The sequence below is a fragment of the Pseudomonas sp. BO3-4 genome, assembly GCF_034044115.1.
GTDB classification, from domain to species: Bacteria; Pseudomonadota; Gammaproteobacteria; order Pseudomonadales; family Pseudomonadaceae; genus Aquipseudomonas; species Aquipseudomonas alloputida.
The window spans coordinates 5,867,669-5,880,502 of the sequence record NZ_CP139018.1; the positions used below are offsets into that span (position 1 = coordinate 5,867,669).

Annotated in this window: 11 protein-coding genes; 2 read left to right on the plus strand and 9 right to left on the minus strand. The window is 63.0% G+C overall.

What is annotated here, in order from left to right; translation table 11 throughout:
- Positions 1-97: 97 nt before the first annotated feature.
- The 4 genes from hutH to hutC form a co-directional block, all read right to left on the minus strand.
- Entirely contained in the window at positions 98-1,630 is a 1,533-nt protein-coding gene (gene hutH, locus REH59_RS26830) for a histidine ammonia-lyase (RefSeq protein ID WP_014860368.1), read from the minus strand.
- A gap of 108 nt (positions 1,631-1,738) precedes the next feature.
- Positions 1,739-3,412: a urocanate hydratase gene (gene hutU, locus REH59_RS26835; RefSeq protein ID WP_004577162.1), complete on the minus strand. Its 1,674-nt coding sequence runs from the start codon at positions 3,410-3,412 to the stop codon at positions 1,739-1,741.
- 439 nt (positions 3,413-3,851) lie between these two features.
- A complete protein-coding gene (locus tag REH59_RS26840; protein ID WP_014861510.1) occupies positions 3,852-4,424 on the minus strand; it encodes a HutD family protein in 573 nt (190 codons plus the stop codon).
- On the minus strand, positions 4,421-5,131 hold the full coding sequence (hutC, locus tag REH59_RS26845) for a histidine utilization repressor (protein ID WP_173881450.1): 711 nt from the start codon (positions 5,129-5,131) through the stop codon (positions 4,421-4,423). The genes REH59_RS26840 and hutC overlap by 4 nt, the downstream gene beginning before the upstream one ends.
- Positions 5,132-5,275: 144 nt before the next feature.
- Here hutC and REH59_RS26850 point away from each other — a divergent pair, with 144 nt between their 5' ends.
- Entirely contained in the window at positions 5,276-6,640 is a 1,365-nt protein-coding gene (locus REH59_RS26850) for a formimidoylglutamate deiminase (protein ID WP_014861511.1), read from the plus strand.
- Between the two features lie 149 nt (positions 6,641-6,789).
- On the opposite strand, the gene REH59_RS26855 is transcribed toward REH59_RS26850, so the two are convergent.
- The 5 genes from REH59_RS26855 to REH59_RS26875 form a co-directional block, all read right to left on the minus strand.
- On the minus strand, positions 6,790-7,362 hold the full coding sequence (locus REH59_RS26855) for a lipocalin family protein (RefSeq protein WP_004576931.1): 573 nt from the start codon (positions 7,360-7,362) through the stop codon (positions 6,790-6,792).
- Complete coding sequence (gene bamE, locus REH59_RS26860; protein ID WP_003249234.1) at positions 7,359-7,613, minus strand: outer membrane protein assembly factor BamE domain-containing protein; 255 nt, start codon at positions 7,611-7,613, stop codon at positions 7,359-7,361. Before bamE ends, REH59_RS26855 begins: the two co-directional genes overlap by 4 nt.
- A 227-nt stretch (positions 7,614-7,840) precedes the next feature.
- Entirely contained in the window at positions 7,841-8,437 is a 597-nt protein-coding gene (locus REH59_RS26865; protein ID WP_003249232.1) for a DUF924 family protein, read from the minus strand.
- Positions 8,438-8,440: 3 nt separating this feature from the next.
- Positions 8,441-9,451 carry a class 1 fructose-bisphosphatase gene (locus tag REH59_RS26870; RefSeq protein WP_003249230.1) on the minus strand — a complete coding sequence of 337 codons (1,011 nt, stop codon included), beginning with the start codon at positions 9,449-9,451 and terminating at the stop codon, positions 8,441-8,443.
- A gap of 237 nt (positions 9,452-9,688) precedes the next feature.
- Entirely contained in the window at positions 9,689-12,139 is a 2,451-nt protein-coding gene (locus REH59_RS26875; protein ID WP_012053932.1) for a glycogen/starch/alpha-glucan phosphorylase, read from the minus strand.
- A 184-nt stretch (positions 12,140-12,323) separates the two neighbouring features.
- Between REH59_RS26875 and REH59_RS26880 the strand changes: the two genes are divergently transcribed.
- Positions 12,324-12,728, plus strand: a complete 405-nt coding sequence (locus REH59_RS26880; RefSeq protein WP_003249225.1) for a YkgJ family cysteine cluster protein — start codon at positions 12,324-12,326, stop codon at positions 12,726-12,728.
- The last annotated feature ends 106 nt before the right edge of the window (positions 12,729-12,834 follow it).

Here is a 12,834-nt window from a genome sequence, read left to right on the forward strand (position 1 = left end):
CGGGCAAGCCCGCTCCTACATGGATAGCGTTTGCAGATCGCAAGCTGTGTAGGAGCGGGCTTGACCGCGAAGGGCCGCCAAGCGGCCCCAAGGGGCATTACAGGCTTGGCAGCACACCCGCCGGCAGCAAGCCGGTCAGACTACCCTTGGCCAACAGGTCCACGGCCTTTTCGATATCCGGCGCGAAGAAACGGTCACGGTCGTAATGCGGCACCTCGCTGCGCAGCGCCTGGCGCGCCTGCTCCAGCTTGGCCGAAGTCTTCAGGCCTTTGCGCAGGTCCAGGCCCTGGCACGCGCCCAGCCATTCGATGGCCAGCACGCCACGGGTGTTTTCGGCCATTTCCCACAGGCGCTTGCCGGCAGCCGGGGCCATCGACACGTGGTCTTCCTGGTTGGCCGAAGTTGGCAGGCTGTCGACACTGTGCGGGTGCGACAAAGCCTTGTTCTCGCTGGCCAGGGCGGCAGCGGTGACCTGGGCGATCATGAAGCCAGAGTTGACCCCGCCGTTTTCCACCAGGAACGGCGGCAATTGGGACATGTGCTTGTCCATCATCAGCGAGATGCGGCGCTCGCTGAGCGAACCGATTTCGGCGATGGCCAGGGCCAGGTTGTCGGCGGCCATGGCCACCGGTTCGGCGTGGAAGTTGCCGCCGGAGATCACATCACCTTCGGCAGCGAACACCAGCGGGTTGTCCGACACGGCGTTGGCTTCGATGCCCAGTACCTCGGCGGCCTGGCGCAGCTGGGTCAGGCAGGCACCCATGACCTGCGGCTGGCAGCGCAGCGAGTACGGGTCCTGGACCTTGTCGCAGTTCTTGTGCGACAGCGACACTTCGCTGGAGTCGCCCAGCAGGTCGCGGAAGCAGGCAGCGGTGTCGATCTGGCCGCGCTGGCCACGCACTTCGTGGATACGCGCATCGAACGGCGAACGCGAGCCCAGCGCAGCTTCGACGCTCAGGCCACCGCAGGCGATGGCAGCGGCATACAGGTCTTCGCCCTGGAACAGGCCACGCAAGGCATAGGCGGTGGAGGCCTGGGTACCGTTGAGCAGGGCCAGGCCCTCTTTGGCGGCCAGGGTCAGCGGCTCGAGGCCGGCAATCGACAAGGCCTCGGTGGCCGGCAGCCACTGGCCCTTGTAGCGTGCCTTGCCTTCACCCAGCAGCACCAGCGACATATGCGCAAGCGGCGCAAGGTCACCGGATGCGCCGACCGAGCCTTTCAGCGGGATGTGCGGGTAGACTTCGGCGTTGACCAGGGCAATCAGCGCGTCGATGACTTTGCGGCGGATGCCGGAGAAGCCACGGCTGAGGCTGTTGATCTTCAGCACCATGATCAACCGCACCAAGTCGTCATCCAGCGGCGCGCCGATACCGGCGGCGTGGGACAGCACCAGCGAACGCTGCAGGTTCTCCAGGTCATGGCTGGCGATGCGGGTCGAGGCCAGCAGGCCGAAGCCGGTGTTGATGCCGTAGGCAGTACGGTCTTCGGCAATGATCTGTTCGACACAGGCGACGCTGGCGTCGATGGCCGGTGCGGCGCTGGCATCCAGTTGCAGGCGCACGGGCGCGGCATGGATAGCGCGCAGCTGGGCCAGGGTCAGGGTGCCAGGCTTGAGGGTGAGTTCGGTCACGTTACTACTCCAAATCGCGTGGAGCCGCAGGCCCGCTTGTGGGTGCCTGCGCGCTCCTTCTTGTTGTTCAGTATCACCCCTTGCAGGGTGCGATCCAAAGCGTGGTGATCAGCCGGTGATCATCGGCAGGTCCAGGCCCTGCTCCTTGGCGCAGTCGATGGCGATGTCATAACCGGCATCGGCGTGACGCATGACGCCAGTCCCTGGGTCGTTGGTCAGTACCCGGGCGATGCGCTCGGCGGCCTCATCGGTACCGTCGCAGACGATGACCATGCCCGAGTGCTGCGAGAAGCCCATGCCCACGCCACCGCCATGGTGCAGCGAGACCCAGGTGGCGCCGCCTGCGGTGTTCAGCAGGGCGTTGAGCAGCGGCCAGTCGGAAACAGCGTCCGAACCATCACGCATGGCCTCGGTTTCGCGGTTCGGGCTGGATACCGAGCCGGAGTCGAGGTGGTCACGGCCGATCACCACCGGTGCCGACAGCTCGCCGCTGCGGACCATTTCGTTGAAAGCCAGGCCCAGCTTGGCGCGAAGGCCCAGCCCCACCCAGCAGATACGTGCCGGCAGGCCCTGGAAGCTGATGCGCTCGCGGGCCATGTCCAGCCAGCGGTGCAGGTGGGCGTCGTCGGGGATCAGTTCCTTGACCTTGGCGTCGGTCTTGTAGATGTCCTCGGCTTCACCGGACAGCGCCGCCCAGCGGAACGGGCCGACCCCGCGGCAGAACAGTGGGCGGATGTAGGCCGGGACGAAGCCTGGGAAGTCGAAGGCATTGGCCACGCCCTCTTCCTTGGCCATCTGGCGGATGTTGTTGCCGTAGTCGAAGGTCGGGATGCCCTGCTTCTGGAAGTCCAGCATGGCCTGCACGTGCACGGCCATCGACTGCTTGGCAGCCTTGACCACTGCAGCTGGTTCGGTCTGCGCGCGGTCGCGGTACTGTTCCCAGGTCCAGCCGGCAGGCAGGTAGCCGTTCAGTGGGTCGTGGGCGCTGGTCTGGTCGGTGACCATGTCCGGGCGCACGCCACGTTTGACCAGCTCTGGGAGGATTTCGGCGGCGTTGCCATGCAGGGCGATGGAGATGGCCTTGCCTTCGGCGGTGTACTTGGCGATGCGTGCCAGGGCGTCGTCGAGGTCAGTGGCCTGCTCGTCGACGTAGCGGGTTTCCAGGCGGAAGTCGATACGGCTCTGCTGGCATTCGATGTTGAGCGAGCAAGCCCCGGCCAGGGTCGCGGCCAGTGGCTGGGCGCCGCCCATGCCGCCCAGGCCAGCGGTGAGTACCCACTTGCCTTTCAGGCTGCCGCCGTAGTGCTGGCGACCGGCTTCGACGAAGGTTTCATAGGTGCCCTGGACGATGCCCTGGCTGCCGATGTAGATCCAGCTGCCGGCGGTCATCTGGCCGTACATGGCCAGGCCCTTGGCGTCCAGTTCGTTGAAGTGTTCCCAGTTGGCCCAGTGTGGCACCAGGTTGGAGTTGGCAATCAGCACGCGCGGTGCGTTGCTGTGGGTCTTGAACACACCGACCGGCTTGCCCGACTGCACCAGCAGGGTTTCGTCGTCTTCCAGGCGGGTCAGGGTTTCGACGATCTTGTCGTAGCACGCCCAGTTGCGCGCGGCGCGGCCGATACCGCCGTATACCACCAGCTCTTTCGGGTTTTCCGCGACCTGCGGATCGAGGTTGTTCATCAGCATGCGCAGTGGCGCTTCGGTCAGCCAGCTTTTGGCGGTCAGCTTGTTGCCACGTGGGGCACGGATTTCAACGTCACGGTATTTGTTGTTGTCGGTCACGGGAAAGGTCCTCTGCGGTCGTCCGCGGGCGGGTATGTCGTGGTCAATATACAAACACACCTTTACTTGTATGTACAAGCATGGACAACCAAAATAATTGGACCTTGCCGTTCCTGGCTTGAGATTTATGTTGGGGTATAGATCGAGCGCCGCCCGCGCGGCGCTTCGCGGGTAAACCCGCTCCTACGTTTGTTTCGGGCCAGTCCATTCTGTGCCTGGCGCGCGCGACCGCCTTGTTGGTACGACGCGATATCGAGGCATGCACCAAGGCGTTCGCGCGCAAATCCCACAGGCATAATTGGCCTGAAACAAACGTAGGAGCGGGTTTACCCGCGAAGCGCCGCGCGGGCGGCGCTCGATCTCACAGGCGCAGAATGTGTCGAGGCGGACACCTGGCGGCGCTCGATCTCACAGGCGACAAAAACCTACAGCCAGGCCCTCAGCACTCAACCAGTTCGATCAGGCAGAACCGCCCCTGAACCTCCAACCCCAGCAATTCATCATTGCCTTCCAGACGCAAGCAGTCGAACAACCCCAACCGCTGCGTCTCGCGCCCGGCAATAGTGACTTCGACCAGGCTGCTGGCAGCAAACAACAACACCGTCGACGCCGAGCTGTACACCCGGCTGGTGCCATCCAGCCACTGCAGCCGCGCCCTATATCGCTCAGGTGCATAGATCAGGTTGAAATCGCGGATCGCCCCGCCCAGCAACTTGCAGCTGACCTGGCTCTCGCCGCTGAACGCAAACGCATCGAACGCCAGCAATGGCCGACTGGCCTGGCCGTCGACCAGCAGGCGCATGCCGTCGCCCTGCAGCACGGTGATGATCCGCTGGTAGCCGGCGAAGGTGGAAAAGCCGCCCGACTCTTCGATGTCGGCAATCGACAGACGCCAGCCAAAACCGTCCAGGCCCTCGCCACTGTCGCGGGTGATCTCTTCGGTGAAACCACCACCGTTCTTCCAAGGCATGCGCGGGTAATCATGCGCACGCAACAACTGCAGCTGACTCATTTGCTGAAACGTCCTTCCAGGCGATGACGGGAACCGGGGTGGATCAGCCGTGCAGCGGTCACCGGCTGGCGGCCGGACCAGGTGCGACGACGAATCAGCAGGCAAGGCTCGCCCCGCTCGATCTGCAACAGGCGGCATTCTTCCGGCTCGGCCAGGATCGCCTCGACCACATGCTCACCTTCGGTCAACGGCGCCACCTGGGACAGGTAGGCGTAAGGCGTCTGCCGAGTAAAGTCCTGCTTGAGGTAGTCGGGGGCGATGGCCGCGTTAACGTAGCGGTCCTCGATCTGCACCGGCACGCCGTTCTCGAAATGCACGATCAGCGAATGGAACACCCGCTGACCTTCACGCATGTCCAGAGCCAGCGCCCGCTCGGAGCCGGCCGCTTCTTCGGCAAGCGTGATCACCTGGCAGCTATGCTGGTGCCCGCGCGCGGCAATTTCATCGGCAATGTTGTTGACCTCGAACAGCGCCGAACGGCCCTTGGGCTCGGCCACGAAGGTGCCGACCCCTTGCATGCGCACCAGCAGGCCCTCGGCGGTGAGTTCACGCAGGGCGCGGTTGATGGTCATGCGGCTGAAACCCAGCTCGTTGACCAACTCGCTCTCGGAGGGTACCCGGTGATGCGGTGGCCAGCTGCCGTTGTCGATCTGCTGGATGATCATCTGTTTGACCCGGGCGTAGAGCGGCGCCGGGCCCTCGCCCATCTGGGCAACCAGCACGGAGACAGGAGGTGTCGGCACGGCGATGGATCCTTGTGCAAATGAAATGAGCGGTAGCTTGCCGCAGTTTACCCGGCAGGCAAACGCCTGTATATGTATATACAAGTTAACAATAACAGGATTCCACCGATGTCAGCCTACTTCGCCGAACGCGCCCTGCTACCTACGGGTTGGGCCAGCCATGTGCGTATCGAGGTCGCCCGCGATGGCCGCGTGGCCAGCATCGAGCCTGGCGCTTCGGCCGAAGGCGCCGAGCGCCTGGCCGGCCCGCTGCTGCCCGGCATGCCCAACCTGCACTCGCATGCCTTCCAGCGCGCCATGGCAGGCCTGGCGGAAGTTGCCGGCAACCCCAACGACAGTTTCTGGACCTGGCGAGACCTGATGTACCGCCTGGTCGGGCAGATCAGCCCAGAGCAGCTTCAGGTCATCGCCCGCCAGTTGTACATCGAGATGCTCAAGGCCGGTTATACCTCGGTGGCGGAGTTCCACTACGTGCACCACGACCAGGCCGGCAAGCCCTACGCCGACCCGGCCGAGCTGTCGCGACGCATCAGCGCGGCCGCAGCCGACAGCGGCATCGGCCTGACCTTGCTGCCGGTGCTGTACAGCCATGCAGGCTTTGGCGGCCAGGCGCCGAACGACGGGCAGCGGCGCTTCATCAACTCCACCGGGCAGTACCTGCAGCTGCAAGCCCAGCTCGCCCCGCTGCTGGCCGCGCAACCGGCGCAGCAACTGGGCCTGTGCTTCCACTCACTGCGGGCGGTAACGCCTGGGCAGATCGCCGAAGTGTTGGCGGCCAGCGACAGGCAGTGCCCAGTGCATATCCACATCGCCGAACAGCAGAAGGAAGTCGACGACTGCCTGGCCTGGAGCGGCCTGCGCCCGCTGCAGTGGCTGTACGAGCACGTGGACGTGGACCGCCGCTGGTGCCTGGTACACGCTACCCATGCCGAACCGGACGAAGTCACTGCCATGGCCCGCAGCGGCGCAGTGGCCGGGTTGTGCCTGACCACCGAAGCCAACCTGGGCGATGGGATCTTCCCGGCAGTGGACTTCCTGACACAGGGCGGACGTATGGGCATTGGCTCGGACAGCCATGTGTCGTTGAGCGTGGTGGAGGAGCTGCGCTGGCTGGAATATGGCCAGCGCCTGCGGGACCAGCGGCGCAACCGCCTGTATCGCGGCGACCAACCGATGGTCGGACGCACGCTGTATGACGCGGCGTTGGCCGGTGGTGCACAGGCGCTGGGGCAGGCGGTCGGCGAGTTGGCGGTGGGCAAGCGTGCCGACTGGCTGGTGCTCGATGGGCAGGACCCCTACATCGCCATGGCGGAGGGTGATGCCATTCTCAACCGTTGGCTGTTTGCCGGCGGCGATCGCCAGGTGCGCGATGTGATGGTGAATGGGCAGTGGGTGGTGCGCCAGGGGCGGCATGCGCAAGAAGAAGAAAGCGGGCGGGCGTTTGCCGAGGTGTTGCGCCAGCTTTTGGGCTGAGTGTACCGGGGCTGCGTTGCAGCCCTTCGCGGGCAAGCCCGCACAGGTTGGACTGCCCCACAAAATCTCTTGGGGGCAGCCCAGGGTTCAGCGCAGAACCTGTGGGAGCGGGCTTGCCCGCGAAAGGTTGCAAACCAACCCCAAAAAACTCAGTGCATTTTTACTATTTGCTGATCGGACGCCCGCCAGATCAAGCGGCTGGTGTCATACCCCTGCTGCCGCGCCCTGGACAGCAGGTTCTCACGCTCCCAGGCCGGCAGTGTCGGTGTGCGCGACAGAATCCAAAGGTATTTGCGGTCCGGGCTGCCGACGATGGCCGTACGGTAGTGGTCGTCCACATAAAGAATCCAGTACTCACCCCGCGCCACGCCTGGCACCAGCCTGGTGAACCAGTTATCGAACTCGACCCACAGCTTGTCGGTGTGCCCCGGCTCCTGGATATTCGCATGCCCTTCTGCGCGAAGCCATTCATCACCCATGGTGCGGCAGCGGTTGAGCACGCCATAACTGCCATCAGGCCTGAGGTTGTAATGGGCCTCGGACTGCTCGCAGCCTTCCTGGAAGCGCATGGGCAGGCGCGCCAGCTCGTACCATTTGCCCTGGTAGCGCTTGAGGTCGACATGGCCGGCAGTTTTCGGCGCCAGCGGGTCGTGCACGGAACCTGCACAACCGCCCAGCAGCAACGCCAGGCATACCCCCATCAGCAGGTACGCACGCCTCATTTGAGGCCCTGCCCGGAATACATCAGCACCTTGTCAGCTGCGTACTGCACGCTTATGAAGCTCTTCTCGTCCCCCCAGGTGCAGCTGCTCATGCCCAACGCGCCAGAACACTCGGTCGGCGTGCCGAGCAACTGCTCGACCTCGGCCTTGTTCATACCGGCCTTGATCTTGGAATAGTTTTCCTGATTGATCTTGCTGCAGGCAGTCAGCACGACGCACAGCGACAACAGGGCGAGGGAACGCAACGACATGAAGGGACACTCCTGAAAGATGATACAGGCGAGTGGCCTGCAGTGACCTTCGACGTGAAAATCCCTCCCAGGTTCCCTGCCCCACCCCCTATGTCCCTACACCATTGGTCGGATGGCCACTACTGTGCGATTAATCACAAAGCACTAATCATGCGCCCAATAAAAAAGGCCGCCCCCAATGGGAGCGGCCTTGCGTCGCGATGCCTGCACAGCAGGCCCCTTGGGCCTCAGAACCGGGACCCAGGCTCCAGCAAAAAGTCCATCTCTTCGCTGGTGCTCGGCCGCTCCAGCACCAGGTTGCGGTGCGGGAAGCGCCCGAAGCGAGCAATTACCCGCTGGTGCTGCTCGGCATAGTCGAGGAAGCCTTCAAACAGCCGGCGGTTGGCCTCGGGCTGTTCGTCCAGCAGCATTCGATAACGCTCCACGCACAGGTTCTGCCAGTCCAGCACTTCGGCATGCTCCAGTACCAGCAGCACGAACACGCGCTGGATCGGCAGCAGCTGGTAATCCCAGCCCTTCTGCAGGCCCTGCATGGCCACCACCTGGGCACGCCGGTCGCCCTCGAAGGCACGCTGCGTGTCGCGGTAGATCATGCGTGGCAGCTGGTCGAGCAAAATCAGCAGGCCCAGCCAGCCCTGCGGGCTTTGCTGCCACTCTTCGAGCCCACCCGCCAGGGCATGCTCGACCAGGTCGCCAAACAGCGCATGGGCCTCGGCATCGTAATGTTTGCCGAACCACAGCGTGCTCTTCTCGTCAGCCACGGCCTGGGCACTGGTGCCCCAACCGAACCACCACTCCAGCAACGGCTGCCAAGGTGCGAGCATGACTTACTCCTTGTGGTAAGCGGTGACGCGCTCGACCTCTTCCTTCGAGCCGAGAATCACCGACACGCGCTGGTGCAGGCTTTCTGGCTTGATGTCGAGGATGCGATCGTAACCGTTGGTGGAAGCGCCACCGGCCTGTTCGATGATGAACGACATCGGGTTGGCTTCATACATCAGGCGCAGCTTGCCCGGCTTGCTTGGTTCGCGGGCGTCACGTGGGTACATGAACAGGCCGCCACGGGTCAGGATGCGGTGCACGTCGGCCACCATCGAGGCGATCCAGCGCATGTTGTAGTTCTTCTTCAGCGGGCCGGTCTCGCCTGCCAGCAGTTCGCCCACATAGCGCTGTACCGGGGCTTCCCAGTGGCGCTGGTTGGACATGTTGATGGCGAACTCGGCGGTGGTCTCCGGTACGCGGATGTTTTCGTGAGTCAGCACGAAGCTGCCCAGTTCGCGATCCAGGGTGAAGCCCTTGACGCCGTTGCCCAGAGTCAGGATCAGCATGGTCTGCGGGCCGTAGATGGCATAACCGGCAGCAACCTGCTCGGTACCTGGCTGCAGGAACGCTTCTTCGTTGAGGCTTTCGTTCTGGCTCAGGTACTGGTTAGGGCAACGCAGAACCGAGAAGATGGTACCGACCGACACGTTGACGTCGATGTTCGACGAACCGTCCAGCGGGTCGAAGACCAGCAGGTAGGCGCCTTTCGGGTACTTGCCCGGGATCTGGTACGCGTTGTCCATTTCTTCGGAAGCCATGCCAGCCAGGTGACCGCCCCACTCGTTGGCTTCCAGCAGAATATCGTTGGAAATCACGTCCAGTTTCTTCTGGACCTCGCCCTGCACGTTTTCAGTGCCCATGCTGCCCAGCACACCACCGAGGGCGCCTTTGGACACGTGATGGCTGATTTCCTTGCACGCACGCGCTACCACTTCGATCAGGAAGCGCAGATCGGCAGGGGTATTGTTGCTGCGGGTCTGCTCAATCAGATAGCGACTCAGGGTAACGCGGGACATGTATGGCTCCGAACGGATTGGGGGGATGAAAAACCCCCGCAGTTTACAGGGAGAGTGACGGGCTAGCGAGTGATGAGACTCGCCACGGCTCTCAGACGGCACAATAGGTCGGTAGTTCAGCCTTCGCCAGGCCGGTGGTCTGGTTGTGGGGCCATTCGCGGACGCGCCCGCGCCTACAGGTGGATAAGGGCCCTGTAGGCGCGGGTTTACCCGCGAACAAGCCAGCACAGGCCCGCCTCAGTCCAGCGCCTTCCAGATCTCGGTCGCATACTCGCGAATGGTCCGATCCGAGGAGAACCAGCCCATCCGCGCGGTATTGAGCACCGCCTTGCGCCACCACTCCTGCGGTGTGTGCCACAGATCCTCGACCCGCCGCTGGGCATCCCAGTAGGCATCGAAATCGGCACACACCAGGAAGCGATCGTAGGCCACCAGGCCGTCGATCAACCCGGTGTACCGAGAAGGGTCGTCTGGCGAGAACACACCACTGCGGATGGCCTGCAACACATCGGTCAAGCGGTTGGAAGCAGCTATGGCGGCATTGGCGCCAAAATCACCGGCACGCTTGCGCGCTTCAACCTGCTGCGCGGTCAGGCCAAAGATGAACATGTTGTCGGCCCCCACCTGTTCGCACATCTCCACGTTGGCGCCATCCAGGGTGCCGATGGTCAGCGCACCATTGAGGCCGAACTTCATGTTACTGGTACCGGAAGCTTCGTAACCCGCGGTGGATATCTGCTCGGAAAGGTCCGCCGCCGGGATGATGCTCTCGGCCAGGCTGACGTTGTAGTTGGGCAGGAACACCACCTTCAGCAGGCCGCGCACCGTCGGGTCGTTGTTCACCACCCGGGCGATGTCGTTGGCCAGCTTGATGATCAGTTTGGCCTGGTGGTAACTGGCCGCAGCCTTGCCAGCGAAGATCTTCACCCGCGGCACCCAGTTGGTGCCAGGGTCGTTGCGTATGGCCTGGTACAGTGCAACGGTGTGCAGCAGGTTGAGCAACTGGCGCTTGTATTCGTGAATACGTTTGACCTGAACGTCGAATAGCGCCTCGGGGTTGACCGTGACGCCGATACGATCCTGAATGATGCTGGCCAAGGCGCGCTTGCTGTGCAGCCGCTGGGCAGCGAACTGCTTGCGGAAACCGGCTTTTTCGGCGAACGGCACCAAGCCCGCCAGACGCGTCTGTGGGTCGTCCTTGAGTTCCGGCCCAAGCGCCTCGACCAGCATCTCGGTCAGTTGAGGGTTGGACTGGTACAACCAGCGGCGGAAGGTAATGCCGTTGGTCTTGTTGTTGATCCGTTGCGGGTAGAGCTTGTGCAGTTCGGAGAACACCGTGCTTTTCATCAACTTGCTGTGCAGCGCCGACACGCCGTTGACGCTGTGCGAGCCGAGAAACGCCAGGTTGCCCATGCGCACCCGTCGGCCGTTGTCTTCCTCAATCAGCGAAACCGCGCGCAGCACGTCGAAGTCGTGCAGGCCTTTGGCCCGCAACGCATCGATATGGTAGGCATTGATCAGGTAGATAATCTGCATGTGCCGCGGCAGCATGCGCTCCATCAGCGCTACCGGCCAGGTTTCCAGGGCTTCTGGCAACAGGGTATGGTTGGTGTAGGCGAGCGTGCCGACGGTCAGCTCCCAGGCCTTTTCCCAAGGCACTTCGTGCTGATCCACCAGCAACCGCATCAGCTCCGCCACCGCAATCGAGGGATGGGTGTCGTTTAGCTGGATGGCCGCTGCATCAGGCAAGTTGAGCAGGTCCTTGTGCATGTTCAGGTGGCGCCGCAGCAAGTCCTGCAGCGAAGCCGAGACGAAAAAGTACTCCTGGCGAAGGCGCAGTTCCTGACCGGCCTCGGTACTGTCGGCGGGGTAAAGCACACGCGAAATGCTCTCGGCACGCGCCACTTCAGCCACAGCCCCCAAATGGTCACCGGCGTTGAAGCGCTCCAGGTGCAGCTCTTCCAGCGCCCGCGCACGCCACAGGCGCAGGGTGTTGACGCTGGATCCTCGCCAGCCGACTACCGGCGTGTCGTAGGCCACCGCCCGCACCGTCTCGCCAGGCCACCATACCTGGCGCTGGCTACCGCTTGCATCGTGCACCGTTTCGACACTGCCGCCAAAGCTGATCGGGTAGATCACCTCGGCGCGCTCGAACTCCCAGGGGTTGCCGAAATCCAGCCAGTTCTCGGTCTGTTCCTGCTGCCAGCCATCGACCACGGCCTGACGGAACAGCCCGTGCTCGTAGCGGATGCCGTAACCATGGGCAGCGATACCCAGGGTAGACATGCTCTCCATGAAGCACGCAGCCAGACGGCCAAGGCCACCATTGCCTAGCGCGGCGTCCGGCTCGAGCAGGCGAATGCGTTCGAGGTCCACATTCAGCCCTTCCAGCGCATCGCGGGCGACGTCCAGCAGGCCCAGGTTGCTCAGGCTGTCGTACAGCAAGCGGCCGATGAGAAACTCCAGGGAAAGGTAGTAGACACGCTTCTGGCTGCGCCGATAGGCCTGCCGGGTGTGATCCATCCAGTGGTCGACCATGTGATCGCGCGCAGCCAGGGCAATGGCTTCGAACCAGTCATGGTCGAAGGCGTGCTCGGGGTCCTTGCCGACCGCGTAGGTCAGCTTGTTCAGTACAGCAGCGCGAAAATCCGCGACTTCGGCGTCACGTGCTTTGGGTTCCTGGGACATGCGGCATCCTCGGGCAAGTTGACGAAAGCGGAGGGAGAGTGTTGAGACTAGACCCTTCGACAGAGAGCGACAGTTACGGTTCGCAGTTTTCATGCCCACTCTGCGATTCCGGCAAAAGGTTGTTCATAAATTGAACAATTCCGGTATCATCGCGCGCCCCAAGACCGTGATCCACCCTATAAAGATGAAAACGACCCTGATCGCCGCGGCCGAAGTCGACCGCCTGGAGACCTGGCAGCGCTATACCAGCAACATGTGCCATGGCTGCCATTCGACCTGCTGCACCCTGCCGGTGGAGGTGAAGATCAAGGATCTGATCCGTATCGGCGTGGTCGACGAGTTCGAAAAAGACGAACCCCCCAAGAACGTGGCCAAGCGCCTGCAAAAAGAAGGCATCATCGAGCGCTTCAACCAGAAGTCCGGGATCTTCACCCTCACCCGGATGAGCAACGACGATTGCATGTACCTGGATCGTAAAAGCCGGCTGTGCACCATTTATGACAAGCGCCCGGATACCTGCCGCAACCACCCCAAGGTCGGGCCGCGGCCAGGGTATTGCGCCTACAAGCCCAAGGTGGTTGGGCGCTGATCTATTGCCTGCAGCGGCCTCTTCGCGGGTAAACCCGCTCCTACAGGTCTTGACCTTTGTGGATATCCTGTAGGAGCGGGTTTACCCGCGAAGAGGCCGGTACTAC